17 protein-coding genes are annotated in these 19494 nt (G+C 49.9%); 10 read left to right on the forward strand and 7 right to left on the reverse strand.

What is annotated here, in order from left to right:
* The first annotated feature begins 64 nt into the window (after positions 1–64).
* From gyrA to JSQ97_RS07250, 3 genes are all read left to right on the forward strand, one after another.
* Positions 65–2536, forward strand: a complete 2472-nt coding sequence (gene gyrA, locus JSQ97_RS07240; protein WP_205075438.1) for a DNA topoisomerase (ATP-hydrolyzing) subunit A — start codon at positions 65–67, stop codon at positions 2534–2536.
* 886 nt (positions 2537–3422) lie between these two features.
* The gene (locus JSQ97_RS07245) at positions 3423–4454 is read left to right on the forward strand and encodes a leucine-rich repeat domain-containing protein (protein ID WP_205075439.1); all 1032 of its coding nucleotides are present in this window, start codon (positions 3423–3425) and stop codon (positions 4452–4454) included.
* Positions 4455–4667: 213 nt separating this feature from the next.
* Positions 4668–5525, forward strand: coding sequence for an ankyrin repeat domain-containing protein (locus JSQ97_RS07250; protein WP_205075440.1), 858 nt, complete (start codon positions 4668–4670; stop codon positions 5523–5525).
* 8 nt (positions 5526–5533) lie between these two features.
* On the opposite strand, the gene JSQ97_RS07255 is transcribed toward JSQ97_RS07250, so the two are convergent.
* The 3 genes from JSQ97_RS07255 to JSQ97_RS07265 form a co-directional block, all read right to left on the reverse strand.
* Positions 5534–5842, reverse strand: a complete 309-nt coding sequence (locus JSQ97_RS07255) for an MGMT family protein (RefSeq protein WP_205075441.1) — start codon at positions 5840–5842, stop codon at positions 5534–5536.
* Entirely contained in the window at positions 5827–6894 is a 1068-nt protein-coding gene (locus JSQ97_RS07260; protein ID WP_205075442.1) for a threonine aldolase family protein, read from the reverse strand. The genes JSQ97_RS07255 and JSQ97_RS07260 overlap by 16 nt, the downstream gene beginning before the upstream one ends.
* 184 nt (positions 6895–7078) lie before the next feature.
* Entirely contained in the window at positions 7079–7510 is a 432-nt protein-coding gene (locus tag JSQ97_RS07265; RefSeq protein ID WP_205075443.1) for an Hsp20/alpha crystallin family protein, read from the reverse strand.
* Between the two features lie 977 nt (positions 7511–8487).
* Between JSQ97_RS07265 and JSQ97_RS07270 the strand changes: the two genes are divergently transcribed.
* The 7 genes from JSQ97_RS07270 to JSQ97_RS07300 all read left to right on the forward strand — a co-directional run bounded on the left by JSQ97_RS07270 (position 8488) and on the right by JSQ97_RS07300 (position 15698).
* The gene (locus JSQ97_RS07270; RefSeq protein WP_205075444.1) at positions 8488–9504 is read left to right on the forward strand and encodes a helix-turn-helix transcriptional regulator; all 1017 of its coding nucleotides are present in this window, start codon (positions 8488–8490) and stop codon (positions 9502–9504) included.
* 387 nt (positions 9505–9891) lie between these two features.
* The gene (locus JSQ97_RS07275; protein ID WP_187384131.1) at positions 9892–10227 is read left to right on the forward strand and encodes a hypothetical protein; all 336 of its coding nucleotides are present in this window, start codon (positions 9892–9894) and stop codon (positions 10225–10227) included.
* A 76-nt stretch (positions 10228–10303) separates the two neighbouring features.
* Positions 10304–11332, forward strand: coding sequence for a hypothetical protein (locus JSQ97_RS07280; RefSeq protein ID WP_205075445.1), 1029 nt, complete (start codon positions 10304–10306; stop codon positions 11330–11332).
* A gap of 382 nt (positions 11333–11714) precedes the next feature.
* Positions 11715–13454 carry a flavocytochrome c gene (locus tag JSQ97_RS07285; RefSeq protein WP_205075446.1) on the forward strand — a complete coding sequence of 580 codons (1740 nt, stop codon included), beginning with the start codon at positions 11715–11717 and terminating at the stop codon, positions 13452–13454.
* Between the two features lie 198 nt (positions 13455–13652).
* Positions 13653–14756: an FPP/GGPP synthase family protein gene (locus tag JSQ97_RS07290; RefSeq protein WP_205075447.1), complete on the forward strand. Its 1104-nt coding sequence runs from the start codon at positions 13653–13655 to the stop codon at positions 14754–14756.
* Entirely contained in the window at positions 14749–15285 is a 537-nt protein-coding gene (locus JSQ97_RS07295) for a tetratricopeptide repeat protein (RefSeq protein WP_187384078.1), read from the forward strand. The genes JSQ97_RS07290 and JSQ97_RS07295 overlap by 8 nt, the downstream gene beginning before the upstream one ends.
* Entirely contained in the window at positions 15282–15698 is a 417-nt protein-coding gene (locus JSQ97_RS07300; protein ID WP_205075448.1) for a SoxR reducing system RseC family protein, read from the forward strand. The genes JSQ97_RS07295 and JSQ97_RS07300 overlap by 4 nt, the downstream gene beginning before the upstream one ends.
* 75 nt (positions 15699–15773) lie before the next feature.
* Here the strand turns inward: JSQ97_RS07300 and JSQ97_RS07305 are convergent, their stop codons facing one another.
* From JSQ97_RS07305 to JSQ97_RS07320, 4 genes are all read right to left on the reverse strand, one after another.
* Positions 15774–16958: a protein-glutamate methylesterase/protein-glutamine glutaminase gene (locus tag JSQ97_RS07305; RefSeq protein WP_187384075.1), complete on the reverse strand. Its 1185-nt coding sequence runs from the start codon at positions 16956–16958 to the stop codon at positions 15774–15776.
* 37 nt (positions 16959–16995) lie between these two features.
* Entirely contained in the window at positions 16996–17811 is an 816-nt protein-coding gene (locus tag JSQ97_RS07310) for a CheR family methyltransferase (protein WP_187384074.1), read from the reverse strand.
* 197 nt (positions 17812–18008) lie between these two features.
* The gene (locus JSQ97_RS07315) at positions 18009–19082 is read right to left on the reverse strand and encodes a formylglycine-generating enzyme family protein (RefSeq protein ID WP_205075449.1); all 1074 of its coding nucleotides are present in this window, start codon (positions 19080–19082) and stop codon (positions 18009–18011) included.
* A 153-nt stretch (positions 19083–19235) separates the two neighbouring features.
* The coding region (locus tag JSQ97_RS07320; protein WP_205075450.1) for a hypothetical protein at positions 19236–19494 on the reverse strand (259 nt) is incomplete at its 5' end.

The raw sequence follows: 19494 nt of genomic DNA on the forward strand, positions 1-19494 counted from the left end.
GCTCGTGCTTTCGGCGGCAAAACGCAAGCATAATGACCCGATAAAATCAATAAGGATTGCAATTATGGAAGAGATACAAACACCGGAAGGCGGTACGCTGATACCGATTCCTATCGATGCGGAAGTCAAACAGGCGTATATCGATTATTCGATGTCGGTCATCACGAGCCGTGCGCTCCCCGACGTCCGCGACGGATTAAAACCCGTTCACCGCCGCATATTGTACGCGATGGACGAACTTGGTCTTCGAAGCAGCGGTGCGACGAGAAAGTGCGCGAAAATCGTCGGAGACGTGCTCGGTAAATTCCACCCGCACGGAGATGCTTCCGTCTACGACGCGATCGTTCACTTGGGTCAGGATTTTTATCTGCGCTATCCGGTGATCACGCCGCAGGGAAACTTCGGTACGATTGCCGGAGACCCCGCTGCCGCATACCGCTATACCGAAGCGAAGATGGCAAAGCTTGCCGAAGAGATGGTCGCGGATATAGACAAAGATACGGTCGATTTTGTTCCGAACTTCGACGAAACGGCAAAAGAGCCGACCGTCCTCCCGTCGAAACTGCCGTATCTGCTCGTAAACGGTGCGTCCGGCATCGCAGTCGGTATGGCGACGAATATGCCGCCGCACAATCTCCGTGAAATCGCGTCGGCCGTATCGGCCTATATCGACAATCCCGACATAACGATAGAAGAATTGAGCAAAATCGTGCGCGGTCCCGATTTTCCGACCGGCGGCATTATTTTCGGGAGAGGCGGCATCAAACAGGCGTATAAAACGGGCCGCGGCAAAATAATCGTACGCGGCCGGTTCAATATCGAAACGGCAAAAGGCGGCCGAGAGTCGATTATCTTTACGGAAGTGCCCTACGGTGTAAATACGAAAGTGCTGTGCGAACGCATCGGCGAACTCGCGCGCAACAAAGATATCGACGGCATAACCGGCATAAACGACGAAAGTTCCGACCGCACCGGTATGAGGATCGTTATCGATTTGAAGCGGGGCGCGATTACGAAAATCGTATTGAATCAGCTGTTTACGAAGACGGCGCTTCAATCGAATTTCGGCGTCATCAACCTCGCGCTCGTCGGCGGGCGGCCGCAGATCCTCACGCTCAAGCAGCTTGTACAGCACTTTGTCGAACACCGCGATCAGGTCGTCACGCGCCGTACGCAGTTCGAACTCAACAAAGCGCTCGCGCGCGAGCATATTTTGCAGGCGCTTATCGTTGCGATAAACAATATCGACGAAGTGATCAAAATAATCCGCGCGAGCCGCGACACCGAAGAAGCGAAAAACAATCTCAAAAAGCGTTTCGATTTCGATGACGTGCAGGCGCAGGCGATCGTCGATATGCAGCTGAAACGCCTCACACACCTCGAAATCGACGATTTGAAAAAAGAGCTTGCGGAACTTGAAGCGCTTATCGCACACTTACGCGATCTCCTTGCGCATCACGAAAAGCTGCTCGCGCTTGTCAAAACGGAAACGAATGAACTTGCCGAAAAATACGGCGACGACCGCCGCACCGATATCGTTGCGGATGAAATCGAAGAGATCAACGTCGAAGACATGATCAAACAGGAAGACGTCGTTATCCTCGTTTCAAAGCTCGGCTATATCAAGCGGCTTGCCGCGACGCAGTACAAAAGTCAGGGGAGAGGCGGCAAGGGCAGCTTCAGCGCAAACCTCGTCGAAGACGATTACATCAATCAGATTTTTATCGCATCGACGCACGACTGCATCATGTTTATTACGAACGAAGGAAAAGCGTATTGGATAAAAGTCCACGAAATTCCCGAAGCGTCGAAGATGAGCCGCGGTTCGCACATCAAAAGCCTGCTCGCCGTTTCCGCCGATGAAGAGATTACGACGACGGTGACGGTAAAAGAATTCAGCGGAGATAATTACGTGCTCATGGCGACGACGAACGGCGTTGTCAAAAAAACCGCACTCAGCGATTTTGCAAACGCAAAGACGAAGGGCGTTATTGCGATCAAACTCGACGGCGGCGACAAGCTCGTCAGTGCGATTTTGACCGCCGGCAAAAACGACGTATTTTTCGTTTCACGCAGAGGCAAAGCGCTCCGCATATCGGAAGACGACGTGCGGCCGATGGGGCGGGCAAGCCGCGGAACGCGCGGTATGAAACTTGCCGAAGGAGACGAAATCGCGGCGGCCGTGCGGGCGGAAGCGGGTAAAAGCATCATGCTCGTTACCGAAAAAGGTTTCGGCAAACGCATCGATTCCGAAGATTTCAAATCGCACGGACGCGGTACCGGCGGCCAGCGGTGCTACGGCAATACGGAAGAGCGCGGCGAAATAATCGGCGCCCTTGCCGTCGCCGACGGAGATGAAGTGTTGTGTATCACGAGCCAAGGGAAAACGCTCCGTGTTGCGGCAGGCGATATCAAAGAGCAGGGCACTGCTTCGACGGGGGTTTCCGTCGTCAAAGTCGACGCACCCGATTATCTGGTCGGCATCGACCGCGTAGCCGATGAAGAAGCGGATAAAGACGATACAAAAAACACGTAGTCGTATGTATTTTGTTATAATACAAAGAAATAGACGGTTTTGTCGGAGTCGATTTTTTTAAGAAATTTCGTATTTTTTTTAAGAATATGCTGACAAAAATGCAGCATTGTCGTATAATGGGACAATACGGGACAACCGATGTTGCGCATTTTATACGGTTGCGGGTGGTCATCAGGCAGGAGCCGGATCGCGGAAAGCGGTCCGGCTCTCTTTTTTTTGTTTAAGGGTTTTTGGTATTGCCGATAAAGCCGACGCTTTCCGCGAATTCAAAATACAGCGCAAACCTGTGAACTAGGGATGACCATAATACTTGCAGGGTTTTCAACAATGGGCATAACTTGTGGAAAAACCTTGCCTGCCGCTTGATGTTTCACGTGAAACATTAATTGTTCTTTATGCGGTAGCGGCAGTTATGAGCGACTGTCACTGAGTGTTTCACGTGAAACATTATTTGTGCTATAAGGCTGTTGTGGGACGGATAAAATGTATTAGTAGTGATGCCTGTCGACCGTCGGAGATTCAGATCGGTATTCGGCCGATATGTTTCACGTGAAACAATTGAGAAAGCAAACACGATAATACAAAGTTAGGGGTGAATATAAGGTCGAAAGTTTTTAAAATACGGCGGACGGTACAACGCTTTCGGCAGGTACAGGGCAGGATAATTTTATAAAAGAGGAATGGTTATTTTCGGCGTGCGGCGAAGCTTTCCTGAATTTTCCTCGTACTTATCAAATGTTTCACGTGAAACAAAAAACTTATCCACAAGCTTTCAACAATGTGGATAACTAACGAACGGTTGTTTGTATATCTATGACAATCGTTTGTTTAATATGTTGTGTTTTTTTATTACGATGGTATATAATTGCTGGCGATGAGGAATGAAATGAAAAAAATTATTTTTTTTGCACTTTGTATTGTATTATTCGGTATCGGCACCGCTTCGGCGGACAATACCGTTATCATTGTCGCCGATGACATCGACGTGTTCTATTGGGATAGGACTTACAATTCTTTTCTTGCGTATTACGAGTATAAAGCCGATGCGGATTATAAAATCGGTGAAATCAACGATGCGTTGTGGCATTACGAAGCTATTTCGTATTTTTATCCCACGTATTACAAAGGATGGTGGGGAATCATCCGCTGCTATTCGAAAAATTTTACCGATTTCGATTTTGAAGATTCGGAAACGTACGCGGCAAAATTAAAAAAATGCGAAGCAACCGAAGAATCGAAGGCCGTATTAAAAGCTTTCGATAAACAATGGCCGGACGTATTGAAAAAGCGAAAAGAACGGGAAGCTGAAATTGCACGTAAGCGCGCGGATAATTTTTATAATATGAAATTTATCCGCAGCAACGGAGTGCTTACGCAATACAACGGCTCGGATGAGACTGTTGTACTTCCCGACGACGTTACGACGATCGGTGACGGAGCATTCAGACAAAGCGGTATCAAATCGATTGTTTTTCCGAAAAATATAAAGGAGATCGGGAAAAACGCTTTTGCAAACTGCGCTGCGCTTCAAACGGTAGTCATTCCCAAAACGGTTGAAAAGATCGGAACCGGTGCTTTTCGGCAGTGCGGCAATCTTGTTTCCGTTACGGTACGGACCCGCATCGACGAATTGCCCGACAATATTTTTCAAGGGTGCTCAAAATTAAAACAAGTGACGCTTGCGGAAGGAATAAAAAAAATCGGCAAATCGTTTGTCGGCTGTGATTCTCTCGAATCCGTATTGATTCCGAAAAGCGTTATTCGTATAGAGGATTTCGCTTTTTCATCGTGTTCAAATCTGAAAAATATTGTGCTTTTGAACAGAAAAGTAGAAATCGGGAAACGGGCTTTTTACGGAACGTCCGTAATAAATAAACGGGAACTTGCCGAAGCATACGGAGATGCCGTTTTTTATTGATTTCGCTGTCTTACGGAAGGGCTGACGATGCTTTCTTTTTCGATAGGCGATACTATATGTATCATATCGTTTATACCCAGTATGATCGGATTGCTTTTGGTGCTTATCGGTTTGATCCTATTGCTTGTCCGAGCTGTCCGCAAAAAAATAAGCGGGGTGCAAAGACCCAAAAAGAAAGCTGTAAAATGTATTGTGATCGGCATAATTTTTGTAATGCCTCTTTTTATCGGGATAATCTACGATGAAAATATTCAGCCCGTCGTCGATGCGGTAGTATTCAAATCGACTCGAGGACCGCTGCTTCCGGCAATAGAGCGGATAGATAAATCCCGCGTTGCCCGTCTCCTTGAAAAAGGCGCGGCCGTCAATTATGTGTCATGGGACGGTGCGACTCCTTTGACGGCCGCATGCGTCATAGCGCGGCGGCGTGACAAGCTGACGAAAAAGCAGCTCGACGATATAATGGAAATCATAAGGCTTTTGATACGCTTCGGCGCAGATATGGAATTGCGTCCTGACGAAAAAATCGGAAGAGGTCACGCAACCCCTTCTCCGAAAAGCATCAGGTACATCGATCGCGCCGTTCAATCGCGCCTCGACAGTCACACAACCCCCTTACAAGGAAGCATCAGGTACGGCAATAATGATGCGCTCGTAGAGCTGCTGTTGGAATCGGGTGCCGATCCGAATAACGGACGTACTAATAGTCCGTTATCGATCGCCGTATATTACAATATGGAATACGCAGAGATGCTCGTCCGGTACGGGGCGGATGTCGAGCGAGCTCTTTTTTACGTTTGCAAAGATTCCCATTCTTACAATGAATTGTATATCGACGATTTGCCGCGTGTTATATGGTATTTATGTGTCCGTTTCAATGCCGATAAAAATGCTATGGACGCAGAAGGAAACCGTCCGTACGACATAGTAAAAAAGCAGTATCTTGAAGATGAAAACGCTTTTCCCGAAAAACTCAAGCAATGTAACGACGAGGGTGAACGTCAGAAGCTGCAGGAGAAGTTTGAAGAAAAACGGAAAATCTACGAAAAAACGCTTGCGCTGTTACAGTAAACGTTTTTCTATATTTCCCAGCGGTGCTTTTCCAGATCGACGCAGGTGTCGTTTTTGAACGCAACGCCTTCGGCCAGCAGGCGATTTTTTTGCTCGGGAAAATTCGGCGCGATGCGGCCCGAATGATTGACGACCCGATGGCACGGATAGTCGCCGTAATTTTCGGCGCGGCTCAGCACTTTTCCCACAAGACGCGCGTTTTTGTCCCTGCCGATGAGGCGTGCGATTTGCCCGTAGCTTGCGACCTTGCCTTCGGGGATTTCTTCGACTGCCGAAAGGATTTCGTATATCAAATCTTCCGTTACGATTTTCCGCATGGCGAATGTTCCGAAAGCGCTTTTAATAATCGTTCGACCTGCTCGTCCGTCGTTGCCCAGCTTGTCGCAATGCGGGCGACGGTGTGCGCTTCGTCCGCTTTTTCCCAAAAAGAAAGACCGATTTTTTCAGAAAGCAGGGCGTAATCTTCGTTTTTCAAAACGATAAAAATTTGATTTGTCGGGGAGGCGAAATACTGCCGGAAACCGTGGGTATCGAGGAATGAGCGAATTTTGTCTGCAGCGCGAATCGCGTTGCTTCCGATACGGAAGTATAAATCGTCTTCAAAAAGCGTTTCAAATTGAACGCCCAAAAGCCTGCCTTTTGCAAGCAGCGCGCCGTGCCGTTTTATCGTCGTTATAAAATGAGGCAAACGGTTTTTATCGGGAATGATGAGCGCTTCGCCGAAAAGAGCGCCGCATTTTGTCCCGCCTATGTAAAAAGCGTCCGAAACGGCCGCAAGGTCGGAAAGCGTTACGTCGTTTTTCGGGGAGGCGAGCGCATAAGCAAGCCGCGCCCCGTCGATGTAAAACGCAAGCGCATATTCGCGGCATAGGGCGGCAATTTCGGCAAGTTCCTTTTTCGAATAAAGCGTGCCGCATTCGGTCGGCTGGGAGATATAGACCATGCCGGGCTGAACCGCGTGCGCTCTGTTTTCATCGGCATAAAAATCGCGCAGATACCGCTTGAGCGTTTCGGCCGAAAGCTTTCCCGCCTCTCCTGCGAGCGTGAGCACTTTGTGGCCGCCCGCTTCGATCGCGCCCGCTTCATGTACGGCGATGTGTCCCGTGTCAGCCGCGATGACTCCTTCGTACGGGCGCAAAAAAGCGTCGATGACCGCCGCATTCGTCTGCGTTCCGCCGACAAAAAAATGAACGGCGGCATTCGGACAGTCTGCGGCCGTTCGAATAAGATTCCGTGCGCGTTCGCAGTGTTCGTCCGTTCCGTAGCCGGAAGTTTGCTCCGTATTCGTTTCCGCAAGGCGCTGCAAAATTGTCGGATGAGCGCCTTCCAAATAGTCCGACGCGAAGTTCGGTTTGGTTTCTGTTTGCATAGTGCGTGTATTATATCATAAAAACTTTGCAAGAGCGCGGGCGGTGTTGACGTTGCGTATCGTCATATCTTTAAAAAAATCCCGCCGCGCAACGCGCGGCGGGTGTTCTCTGAAAACTTTACTCATACGGCACTGTCTGTGTACCGTGGGATGTGTTCGTGCCGTATTTTTCGTTCACCCTTCGTCAGTCGGCAGTGATAGCTATGCGTTTGGGTGCGGAAAGCGCTTTACGCGGTATGGCTACCGAGAGCACTCCGTTTTTAAAGGACGCGGCAACCTGTTCGCCGTTGACATCGTCGGGGAGCGTAAAGCGGCGGCTGAACTCGCTGACGCGGCGTTCGCGGATGAGCCATTTGCTTTCATCTTTTTTCGCGTTTTTATTCTGCTCTTCTTTTTTCTCTTCGTGATGCGAAGAGATGGTCAAAACGTTGTGATCGAGTTCGACGTTTACGTCCTTTTCGGTCATGCCGGGCAAATCCATTTCAAGCATGTACGCGTCTTTCGTTTCTTTTACGTCGACTTTCGGCACGTTGAAAGAAGTACCGAAATTGAAATCGCCCATCGTGTCGTTCAGCGCATGATTAAAAAAGCTGTTGAAAAGTGCCAATTCGTTCATATCAAACCTCCATAAAAACTTTTGCAGAAAGTTGCAACTTTCGAAAAAGTTTTTAGCCGTGCGCAAATGCGCACACGTTCAATAATCGAGTTTGCAAATACGGTGTATTGTACTCGTACGATTTTTATCGGAACGATATATATACACGTTTTCTGCAAACATCCAGCAAACTCGAGATAAGAACGCTGCGATTTCGAGCAATGCACAGAAATCGCGAGTGTCTCCGATAAAAGAAAAACGCTTCAGCGTTTTTCGGCTTTAGACTCCAGCGACGGCGATATTTCAGACGACGCTTTTTATCGTACCTCCAAATGTTTTTGTAATTCACGGAAGCCGCTTTGTAGAGCCGTTTCCGAGCAGTCTGCGATCCTTTCGATTCCGCAGCTCTCACTTATCTTTATAGCAATTTTTATGCCAACTGCCTAAAAAAAGGTAAAAGCAGTAAAAAACGCCGATTTTATCACGTTTGCGGCGATTTTATCTCGGATGAGGCGGTAATAATCGATGAAAACGGTGTTTTTTTGTCGGAAATTTTGCATCGGAACGGGCGCTTTACGTTTTGCGTGCGATAAGCGGTGCCGAATTTTTTACGAATGAGGAAAAAATCTGTCAAAAATATACATATTGAATCGTTTTGGCGCACCTATATGTGTCAAAAATACGCATCTCGATGTGTCTGTTAGGAGCGATTGTGAGTATGCGTATCCTTAATCAGCAATTTCCGTTTCCACTGCTGCGCGATACGACCTACGCCGCCGTGGAGCCGTGCCGAAGGCAGCGACCGGAGCGGAGCGAGGACGCCGCGCGTGAGCAAGCGGCGGAAGGGCGGCCGGCAAAAAGGTTTCGTCCCGATTAAAAGAAAGAGCCGAAGTGGCGCGATCGGGCTTTGCTGCGGGAAAACTTAAAATACGGGAAAAAACCGGGCGCGGGAAATATTTTCTGCGCGTTTTATAAAGCGGTGTTATACTGATAATGGTATGGCAAAAAAACTGAAAAAAGACCGTGAAGAAAAAGTAAAAGTTTTTCGCATTCTCAAAATCGACGAAATCATCCGCAGCGGGAAATTTCCGAACGCATCGTATCTGTGTAAAAAGTTTGAAGTGTCGCGCAGTACGATTATGCGCGATATGGATTTTTTACGCGACCGGTACAACGCTCCGCTTGAATACGATGAGGAAAAGCGCGGTTATTATTATACCGATCCGACGTTTTTTATAAAGAGCGTCATGCTTTCCGAAGGCGATCTGTTTGCGGTATCGGCGGTTATTCCGCTCTTGGAGCAATACCGAAATACGCCGCTCGAATCGTCCATGAAAAATATTTTCGATACGATTATAAATCTCATGCCCGAAGAAGTTTCCGTCGATTCGTTTTTTTTGTCGGGCGATTTAAGCTTTATAAGCGATCCGCTGCCGCAGATAGACAACGGCGTTTTTTATGCGGTTTTCGAAAGTTTGAAAATGCAGCGTACGCTCGAATTCGAATACAAATCGCTCGGAGATAAAACGTATTGCGTGCGGCTCGCCCAGCCCTATCACGTGATCTGCCAAAAAGGGAACTGGTATATGCTCGCTTATTGTTTGAAACACAAAAAGTGCAGGATATTCGCATTTTCGCGGATGAAAAATCCGAAAACGACGGAAGAGCGTTTTGAGCGCCCGAAAGATTTTGATCCGAAAAAATACTTCGACAGCGAATTCGGCGTTTGGAATACCGCCGGCGCTCCGGTAAAGATAGAGCTTTTGTTCGACGAAAAGATAAACACGTATATTTTGGAGCGGAGCTGGCACCCGACGCAGCGCCTTCGGCACAATAAAGACGGCAGCGTATATCTTTCATTTAAAACGAATCAACTGCCGGAAGCGCTTCATTGGGTTATGAGCTTCGGGAGCGCCGTTACCGTGCTCAATCCGCCGGAACTTATCGAAGCGGTAAAAGCGGAAGTTCGGAAGATGGGTAAATTGTATTGGGCATCTCGAAAAACTCACCTTTAGCGACTTTTTCGAGATGCTGACGAGTTGTAACTCGCTGTATTATCGCGAGTTACAACATCGCATTTTCAAAGTTACCTCGAAAAACTGCAGTTTTTCGAGGTTCCCTATTGACGGAACGGAGCAAGTGCGTAAACGCGCCGCCCGCGATTTTTTAGTTTTTTACCGGTTTTGATCAAATCAAAAAAATAATAAAACGGCTCATCTGTATCATTTGTTGACACACCCCCTGTTGTATACTTTCTTTGTAAAACTCTTACAGCACTGTTACGGCAATGATCGTGCCGTAGCGATTCGGCACGTTTATCGAACTGTGCGCAAGGTGCGCACGAATTGTCCGGCTCTTAAATCCGAAGATTTACTCGCCGTGCAATTTTATCGGAGGTTTGTATGACGGAACAACAGATGAAAAATCGAAAGATGCTTCAGGACGGAGCGGCTTTCACGGCGCTGGAATGTCTGGATGAGTCGGGCGGAAACATGGACTATGCTTGGGAAAGTATTCAAGGCTATTGTCTTACTTATGCGGAAAATACGTATATCATTCACGAAGCGAAAAGAGCCTATAAACAGGTGCTTAGAATGCGGGAAGAGGAAGAACGGCTCAGAAGAGAAGCCGAAGCAGCTTCATGGGGAGGACTCATCGGTGAGTTGATTGCTTTGGGCAGTGTTATTCTGTTTTTTTCATGGGTTTGGAGATCTTGTACTTCCGCATTGGGCTTTTGAAAAGGCTGCGTATCATTGCCAACGGCAGGCGGAATCGAGTATTCATAGGGATTGTAATCAACGATCGGAGGTTTGTATGACGGAACTGAAAAATCGAAACGATGCGGATGTCATCGTTCGGGCGGCAGGAAAAACGGATCCCCTTTGTTGGGGCTTTAATCGGACGCGGACGGGGCAGCTTGATTTTTGCGGAAAGCTTGAAGGCATTGCGGACGGACTGCTTGATGCGAGACAGACGCTCGACGGGAGTCCGTATTTTTCGAGCGCATGGTATACGTATGCGGACGAAGCGCTTTGCAGGGACATCCGCGTGTATCTTAAACCCGATTTTGAAATCGCGGATGCCGATACGTTTGCATTTTTGACCCACGTCGGCGCGCTTTTGCTTGCGGTCGAAAGCGGCGACTCTTTGCTTGCCGCGGAACTGCTTGCACGCCGGACGGCTTTGTTTATGAAGTTTCCGCAGCTTACGTTCTTTATCGTAAAACCGGTTGCGGCGGAAGCGCTTTTTGCGTGGCTATACGGGCGCACGCACAGCGATACGGCCGCCTTTACCGCGCTGTACAAAACGAATGCGTTGCTCGGTGCAGGCAAAACGGATACGGGGTTTTTGCTGTATTGCGCGGCAAAAGATGTTTTAAAACCGGATGTCGCAAACGAAACGCCCGAGCAGATGTTTATACGGTATTTTAAAAATCGCAAAGCGGTGTTTACGATCGGCATCGTCGGGACGAACTTTTACGGCTGGAACGACGGATCGGATTTTCTCGACGATGCGCTTTCCGAAAAAATCGGCGACGATATTTTAGGAGGCACGCAAAAAGTGCGCGACGCAAAGAAAAAGCTCTATGCTTCGCTCCGTGTGAGCGTACAAGCCGAACCGTACAATCCGCATGATGCCAATGCGATTTCCGTTTCGGCGGAAGATGTTTGCGCGAAAGTCTTGGGCAATGCGGGGTTGCAGCGTGCCGGGTACATCCGTGCGACCGGGGCTGCGATCCTTCGCGCCGCCAAGCCGGATACGTTCCGTTTTAACGCACGCCTTGCACGTATCGGCGATATGCAAAACGGGCGCGACGGTATCGTTGTGCGGGTGGAAGTGTGAAGAGGGGGAAATGAAATTTTCCGGAATCGACTTTTTAGAGGCAGCATTGAAAATGCCGGAACGATTTCGAACAGCGGTCGTTGACGGCTTTCCGAAAACTTGTGTACACCTCCGCTCTTGCGTGAGGGATTGGAGGCGCGGCGGAGCCGTTCCGAAGCGAGCGATGTGCGAGCGGAGGAATGGAGCGGCAGCGCAACGCCGGAAAGCCCGACCCGAGCGGAGCGAGGGGCACGCCCGAAAGACTGTTTTTCCGATATCGCTTTACGACCTCCCTTTTACGACCGATTTTTTGAATATTGCACTGTGTACGAAAATTTGTTATATTTTTATTAATTGAAAAGCCGGATCTATAATTATGCGCACATGCGCAAGAGGAGCGTGTATGAAATCTAAAAAAGCTATCGGCATTGCGATCGGTATGTTTGTCATTGCTGCGACGGCGGCGATCGCGATGAGTGCCAAAGGCAAGTCAAAGGGAAAATTCGTCGACGGCGAATGGCCGGGAAAAGGTGAAGGACGCAACGGACCGATCGAATTGATCCTGTCCGTAAAGGGCGGCAAAATCACCGGTGCAAAGGTGACGAAAGAATCGGAAACCGGTTTTGCACAGCCTGCGGAACAATTCGTTATCGATCAGGCGGTTGCGAAGCAGTCGGTCGAAGGGCTCGATACCATGTCGGGTGCGACGATCACGTCGAACGCGACGATCGCGGCGCTGCAGGCTGCGATCAAAGCGTCGAAGGGTGAAACGACGACTGCCGCAAAAGCGACGGATACGTCGTGCGATATCGTCATTATCGGTGCAGGCGGCGCAGGCCTTACGGCGGCAACGGAAGCGGCGCACCGCGGTGCAAAAGTTATCGTTCTTGAAAAGATGGGTATCGTCGGCGGCAATACGAACAGCGCGACCGGCGGTTTGAATGCCGCGTATACGAAAGAGCAGGAGAAGCTCGGCATTAAAGATTCGAAAGAGCAGTTTTTCGAAGATACGATGAAGGGCGGAAAAAATCTCAACGACCCCGCGCTCGTTCACACGCTCGTGGACAACTCGGCTGCGATCGTAGAGTGGCTGCAGTCGGATATCGTCGGTGCGGATCTGAGCGACGTCGGTCTTTTCGGCGGCGCGACGAACAAACGCATTCACCGTCCGCAGGGAGGAGCTGCGATCGGCGCTCACCTCGTTCCGCTTTTATACGCTGCGGCGCAAAAGCAGGGCGCGGATGTCCGCCTCAACAATAAAGTGACCGACATCTTTGCGGAAAACGGAAAACCCGCAGGTGTTACCGTTACGTCTCCGAACGGCGATTATAAAATCAAAGCGAAAGCGATCATCATCGCGACCGGCGGTTTCGGTGCGAATTCCGACATGGTCGTAAAATACAATCCGAAGCTTGCGGGATTCGGCACGACGAATCATCCGGGCGCAACGGGCGACGCGTTCGAATGGATCAAAAAATTCGACGGCGCGCTTACACAGATGGAGCAGATCCAAACGCATCCGACGGTCGTTCCCGGCAAGGGCATCATGATCACCGAAGCGGTGCGCGGCAACGGGGCGATCCTCGTAAGCCGAACGGGCAAGCGTTTTATCAACGAAATGGAAACGCGCGATGTCGTGTCAGCCGCGATTTTAAAAGAGCCGAACAAAACGGCTTTTCTCGTCTTCGATCAGGATGTGCGCGCTTCTCTGAAAGCGATCGAAGGCTATGCGAAAAAAGGTTTGCTGACCGAAGCCGCAACGCCCGCAGAACTTGCGCAAAAGCTCGGCATACCTGCTGCGGAATTTGAAAAGACGCTGAAAACCTATGCCGATTATGTGCACAACAAAAAAGACGCCGACTTCAACCGCAACCCGAACGGCTTGGAGCGCGATCTGACGAAGGGACCGTACTACGCGATCGAAATCGGACCTGCCGTACACCACACGATGGGCGGCATCAAAATCGATACGAAGACGGAAGTGCTCAACACGAAAGGTCAGGCGATTCCCGGTCTCTTTGCGGCGGGAGAAGTGACCGGCGGCGTTCACGGTGCAAACCGTTTGGGCGGCAACGCGGTCGCGGATATCGAAGTGTTCGGCAAAATCGCCGGAGACGCGGCCTGCGATTATATTAAAAAATAAACGCGCGTATATCGCGATTTAAAACATCGCTCGGTAAAAGGCGTGCGGCGGGTGTTCTTCCGTTTGCGCGCCTGCCGATACGAAAATTAATAAAACCGAAATCGACGGTCGGCACGATTCGTGCATCGGCGCGGTTTCGGTTTTTTTGTTTATAAAGACGAATTGATTTTGCGGCGGTATAATTGTATATTATATAATATGGACAGCGTATTTTCTTCACGTCTTGCACGGATCGAAACCTTTCTCGAAAACGCGCTCGCATCGGATGCGGCGTGGAAGCTCGTCTCTTTCGGTGCGTTTTCAAATGATGTGCGGGATACACATATCGCTTGCCTCACTGAGCCGTGCAAAAGCCTCATCAAGCTCGGAGGAAAACGCTGGCGACCGCTTTTACTCGTGCTGTGTGCCGAAAACGCGCGCTCTTTTTACGGCAGCCGCGCTATTCTCACCGAAGACGAAACGTATTCGCTTGCGCCGCTTGTCGAATTCGTGCATACGGCGAGTCTCATCCACGACGATATCGAAGACTCGTCCGACACGCGGCGCGGAAAACCTGCGGCTTACATCACATACGGTGTCGATGCTGCGCTCAATGCGGCATCCTGGCTTTATTTCGAAGCGAGCGTGTGTATCGATCGCCTTGCCGCTTCTCCCGAAGTAAAGGCGCAACTCTACGCGCTTTATGCGAACGAAGTACGCCGCCTCCACCTCGGGCAGGCAGCGGATATTCTGTGGCACAAAAATCGGGAGCTCTTTCCGTCGGTCGAAGAGTATTCGGCGATGGTGCAAAACAAAACCGGAACGCTCGCGTCTCTCGCGGCGAAAATCGGTACGCTTGCAGGCGGCGGCACGGACGAAGAGATCGAACGCGCCGGAAAGACGGCCGCCGAAATCGGAGAGGCCTTTCAAATACTTGACGACGTGCAAAATCTCACGACGGGAAACCCCGGCAAAAAACGCGGCGACGATATCGTCGAAGGGAAAAAAAGTCTGCCGGTGCTGCTGCACATAGAATCGCACCCCGAAGACAAAGCGCGCATCGCACGATTTTTTGCCGAAGCACACGACGGCGGCATCGATTCGTCGGCAGTTGAAGCGTGTATTTCGCTCATCGAACGAAGCGGTGCCGTCGAAAAAGCGTTTGAAAAAGGAAAGACACTCGTCCGCGAAAAGAGCGCCGAACTTGCCGCGCTTTACGGCGCATCCAGCGAAACCGAAACGCCGCAGCTGATCATCGATTTATTCGCTTCAATGATAACAAAACAGGAAGCGGATTATGTACGGGAGAAAGTGCATGCTTAATGAAACGGCGGAAAAGCTCAACAATCAGGCGATCATCCTCGCTTCGCACGGAGACTACACCGAAGCGATCGCATGCTTTGTCCGCGCCCTTACGATAGAAAACGACAATTCGCTTTTGTGGTTCAATCTCGGTATTACCTACCGCGATGCGGGCAATTTGATATATTCGCGCGGTGCGCTCACAAAAGCTTATGCGCAAAACTGCACCGATGAAGAGATCGTCGAAGCGCTTTCGCTTGTGTGTTTCGGACTCGGCGATTTTGCCGCTGCGCTCTATTATTGCGAAGAGGGGCTTGCGTATAATCCGGAAAATCCGCACCTTTGGAACACGCTCGGCGTCATCTACTTCAACCGGCAAATGCTTACTGCAGCCTGCGATTCGTTCGAACACGCGGTTTCGCTTAATCCCTATTATTACGACGCGCTTTTCAATCTCCGCGACACGTATAAAGAACTCGGAAACGAAAAAGGCGAACGGGAATGTTCGAGGCGGATGAAAGAGATCGAAAAACACGGAGCGCCGAAATGAATACACAGTACATCGTCACTTCAGCCGATTCGAATACCGTTACCGTAACGCCTGCGGAAAACGGCAGCGCGTGCGCAACCTGCCACGCAAACTGTAAATCGTGCGCGCTGCACATTACCGTAGCAAATACCAAACGCTTTGACGTAAAGCCCGGTCAAAAAGTGCGCATCGCGTTATCCGCAAAAGACGAAGCGCGGCAAAGCTTTTTTTCGCTCGTTCTTCCCGTGCTCGCCGCCGTTTTAGGATTTTTTGCCGCATCCCCCATCGGAGCCGTCTTCAATGTAACGGTGACTGAACAGCTGCGTGCGCTGTGCGTGCTGGTTTTCTTCTTTGCGACCGGCTCCTGCGTCATGCTCGTTGCGAAAAAAAAGCGAAATCCCGAAAAACTCGATATCGCTGCCGTGTATCAATAAGCAGGGGCAAAAGTCCCCGCTTATGCGGAACATACCCCCGCCTGCGTGTCGATTTACAGCTTTTCGACTTCTTTTTTACTTCGAGTGATCGCGAACGAGTTCGTTTATCTTCGCCGCCATGCGGTCGAGAGGCACCTGTTCCTGAACGCCGCCCAATTCCCATGCGACTTTCGGCATACCGTAGACGATCGACGACTCTTCGTCCTGTCCGAGCGTCCACGCCCCCTGCTTTCGCATCTCCGCAAGCTGAGCCGCTCCGTCCCTTCCCATGCCGGTCATGATGACACCGAGCGCATGATTTTGATAAATCTTTGCGACCGATTCGAAGAGGTAATCCGCCGAAGGACGATGTCCGTTACGGGGCGGATCCTGAGAAAGCTTGATAACAAGACCGGCACCCTGCCGTACGACATAGATATGGTAATTGCCCGGGGCGATGTAAATGTGCGCGGGTACGATGGCTTCTCCGTCCTTCGCTTCCGTAACGTCGAGCGGACAGATGCGGTCGAGGCTGTTTGCGAACTCCGCGGTAAAGCCCGCCGGCATGTGCTGGACGACGAGGATCGGCAGCGGAAAGCGTACGTCGATGTCTTTAAAAACATCGCGGAGCGCGTTCGGACCGCCGGTGGAAATTCCGATGGCAACGACTTCGATACGGCCGCCTTCGCGGATCGGTGTAACGACGGCGGGTTCCTTGTTTTTTTCAGCATTTTGGTTCCACAGCGTCGGTGCGATCGCGGGATTTTTTGCCGGAGCGATGCCTTTCTTTTCGGCGACAAAGCGCTCGGCGTCGCGCATCTTCAACTGGTGTGAAAAATAATCGGGATCGTGTGTCTTTTTCCCGTGCGCATGGGCATATGCATAGCCGTAAGAAGCGAGCAGCTCGACAAGGTGTTCCGACACCTCCGTCAGATCCGTCGAAATGGAACCGCCGGGCTTTGTGATAAAATCACTTGCGCCGAGTTCAAGGCATTCCATCGTGACCGCCGCTCCCTCCGTCGCGACACTCGATAAAATGATGACCGGAATATCCCAGCCGCGCTTTTTGCGTTCTTTTAAAAATTCGGTGCCGTTCATCACCGGCATTTCTATATCGAGAACGATGACATCCGGTTTTACGAGGGGGATTTTATCGAGAGCGAATTGTCCGTTCATCGCCGTCGCAGCGACGTGCAAGCCTTCGGTTCCCTCAACGATACGTGTCACCAAATTGCGCATCAGCGCGGAGTCGTCACAAATAAGAACTTCAATGTTGTCCATAATCGTTTTCCTATCGTATGTATTTTATTATTCAGCGTTATTCCATCTTTTGATACAGGCACGCCCATTCCGTTTTTAAAAATTCGAATTTCGTTTTCATGCCGAACAGCGATTCCGAATGCCCGATAAACAGATACGAATGCGGTGCCATCGCGTCCCAAAACCGCTGGACGACAGCCGCCTGTGCCGCCTCATCGAAATAGATAATGACATTGCGGCAGAATATGATATCGAAATCGCGTTTTCCGGAATCGTGGCTGAGATTGTGATAATCGAAATTGATAGTGTCCATGATGTCCCGATTGACTTGGTAGCCGCCCGACGACTTCGTAAAATACTTTGCAAGATAGTCGGGAGGTACTCCTTCCACACGGTTGTCCGCATAAAAACCGAGTCTTCCGACCATAAGCGATTTGAGGGAAATGTCGGATGCGGTGATCTTGAACGTAAACGGCGGCGGCAAAATCGTTTTTAAAATCATCGCGATCGTATACGGTTCTTCGCCCGTAGAACAGCCTGCACTCCACACGCGGATCACATCGGAATGATGCTGCTTTTTATAATCGATGAGATGCGGTACGACATAATTGATAAGCGCATCGAAATGCGGCTGCGTCCGAAAAAAATGCGTCAGATTCGTCGTAACCGAATCGAGCATCTCTTTCATCTCTTCTTTATCCTGCAAAATCAACGCATAATATTTTGCTGCCGAATCGACTTTTTTTTGGCGCAGGAGTTCTCTAATACGGCTGTCTAAAACGGAACGGTTCGTCCCTGAAAATGTGATACCGCTTTCATCATAGATAACCTTGCGAAACATTTCAAATTCCGCATCACTCAATAAATCCGACATACTTATTATTGTACAGCATTTTTCGGTTTATAGCTAGTAATAGTTGAAGGGCATACTTTTGTGCGTCGTTCGTCAAAGTACCCGCACGCAAAAAAACCGCCCCGAGCCGGAGCTTTCCCCGCACTCAAGACGGTTTTATAATTTGTAATTGGTAATTGGAAAATTACCAATTACCCACTAGCCATTACCCATTGAACTCAAGGGCACCAAGCCAGGCGGAAACCAAGATTGCCGTTCCTGATGCCAGGACTGAAGTAGTCCCGCTTGCCCCCAGTGCAGTCGTACGCGTTGTAGCCCCAACTGCCGCCGCGCCTGACGCGGCTAGAGCCTGACGCGGCACCTTGAGGATCGGTAACAATACCGGCCTCTGTATAAGCAGCATCGTTTGATGCAGGGTTATTATCATGCCTATCAAAACACCATTCCCAGACATTTCCGCTCATATCGTGTAAACCAAGTGCATTTGCTCTCCTTTCTCCTACAGGATGAGTTTTATTGCCTGAATTACTACTATACCACGCAACCTCTCCTGTTTCCGCAGCATCATTCCAGTCAGCTTTCGCTCCGCTTGCACTGTTTAGTTTGGTAAGGTATACATCGCCGTATTGTGCCGCATTTGTGTTGTTGCTTCCCTGCCAACGGGCTGCATATTCCCACTCGGCTTCAGTAGGAAGTCTAAAGCCTTTTTTACTCATATCGGCATAAGCGGTATCGCAAGCAGCTGTATCAGTCGCATTTTTTAATACGGTAGAATCGGTTTTGCTTTTGCGGTATACGCATTGCTCATCGGAGCCCAGCTTTATTTGAGTATACGCATTACACCACACAATGCAGTCCCGCCAGCTTATAGTCGTTACAGGCTCATCATCCGTTCCGGAACCGGAACTGCCTTTTTGCCCCGCATTGGCAAATACATACCCATGTTCAGGTTTTACCGCCTCGTCGTAGACTTCTTTCCACAGTTTATACGTTACCTCTGTTTTGCCGAGCTTGTAGGGGCTTAATTTTACCTTCCGGTCTTTAATAAATACACCTTTCCAATGAGCCCCAGTTCCGGGTAAGGTGTAGTCAGGGTCAACGCCCGTAATGGTTGCCCCTTGAATGTCTACAAACTCGTATACGATTTCAGGCGGTGCAGGCGGCGTGGCACTGCCCGAACCGCCCGCGCTATTGGGACAGCCGGTAAAAAGCAGCGCGGCTGCCAATATTGCGGCTGTGATGAGCACCGCTGCTCCCCAAAAGGCATGCGCCTTTCCGTTTCCGTGTTTCATAAACACCTCCTTAAAATGTTGTTTTCTTAGGGAGAGAGAGACAACCCCGTTTAGGGCAAGGTTTCTTCTCCGCTTATAACCCATTTGTTCCGGCATGGATGCCGGTAAAACCCGCACTTCCAAAGGGTTCCACCCTTTGGAATCCCGGCTGGTTCAAAGTTCGGGGTATTTTGTTTGGATTGACCTGTCCCAATCCGTAGAACTTTCAAAAATAAAAAAACGCACAGGGACAATACGTCCTTTGTGCGTGTGGTGTGAGAAAAAATACTGTGCGCATTTGCCGTTGTCCGTTCCGTCATGTAAAGCGGAACACATGCTGCTATATAGCGTTTCAGAGAGGAAAATAATAACGGCGACAAGGTTCCTGTGGGCAAAAAATTCTGCACAAGCGAAGCGCGGAAGCCTTTTTGCA

The organism is Treponema sp. Marseille-Q4523 (assembly GCF_016901105.1).
Classification (GTDB): domain Bacteria; phylum Spirochaetota; class Spirochaetia; order Treponematales; family Treponemataceae; genus Treponema_D.

Bases quoted from the DNA above. Each gene is read 5' to 3' on its own strand.
- JSQ97_RS07295 (WP_187384078.1), top strand. From the start codon at position 14,749: ATGCTTAATGAAACGGCGGAAAAGCTCAACAATCAGGCGATCATCCTC.
- JSQ97_RS07255 (WP_205075441.1), bottom strand. From the start codon at position 5,842: ATGCGGAAAATCGTAACGGAAGATTTGATATACGAAATCCTTTCGGCA.
- JSQ97_RS07290 (WP_205075447.1), top strand. From the start codon at position 13,653: ATGGACAGCGTATTTTCTTCACGTCTTGCACGGATCGAAACCTTTCTC.
- JSQ97_RS07310 (WP_187384074.1), bottom strand. From the start codon at position 17,811: ATGTCGGATTTATTGAGTGATGCGGAATTTGAAATGTTTCGCAAGGTT.
- JSQ97_RS07265 (WP_205075443.1), bottom strand. From the start codon at position 7,510: ATGAACGAATTGGCACTTTTCAACAGCTTTTTTAATCATGCGCTGAAC.
- JSQ97_RS07275 (WP_187384131.1), top strand. From the start codon at position 9,892: ATGACGGAACAACAGATGAAAAATCGAAAGATGCTTCAGGACGGAGCG.
- JSQ97_RS07250 (WP_205075440.1), top strand. From the start codon at position 4,668: ATGCCTCTTTTTATCGGGATAATCTACGATGAAAATATTCAGCCCGTC.
- JSQ97_RS07300 (WP_205075448.1), top strand. From the start codon at position 15,282: ATGAATACACAGTACATCGTCACTTCAGCCGATTCGAATACCGTTACC.
- JSQ97_RS07260 (WP_205075442.1), bottom strand. From the start codon at position 6,894: ATGCAAACAGAAACCAAACCGAACTTCGCGTCGGACTATTTGGAAGGC.
- JSQ97_RS07285 (WP_205075446.1), top strand. From the start codon at position 11,715: ATGAAATCTAAAAAAGCTATCGGCATTGCGATCGGTATGTTTGTCATT.
- gyrA (WP_205075438.1), top strand. From the start codon at position 65: ATGGAAGAGATACAAACACCGGAAGGCGGTACGCTGATACCGATTCCT.
- JSQ97_RS07245 (WP_205075439.1), top strand. From the start codon at position 3,423: ATGAAAAAAATTATTTTTTTTGCACTTTGTATTGTATTATTCGGTATC.
- JSQ97_RS07270 (WP_205075444.1), top strand. From the start codon at position 8,488: ATGGCAAAAAAACTGAAAAAAGACCGTGAAGAAAAAGTAAAAGTTTTT.
- JSQ97_RS07280 (WP_205075445.1), top strand. From the start codon at position 10,304: ATGACGGAACTGAAAAATCGAAACGATGCGGATGTCATCGTTCGGGCG.
- JSQ97_RS07315 (WP_205075449.1), bottom strand. From the start codon at position 19,082: ATGAAACACGGAAACGGAAAGGCGCATGCCTTTTGGGGAGCAGCGGTG.
- JSQ97_RS07305 (WP_187384075.1), bottom strand. From the start codon at position 16,958: ATGGACAACATTGAAGTTCTTATTTGTGACGACTCCGCGCTGATGCGC.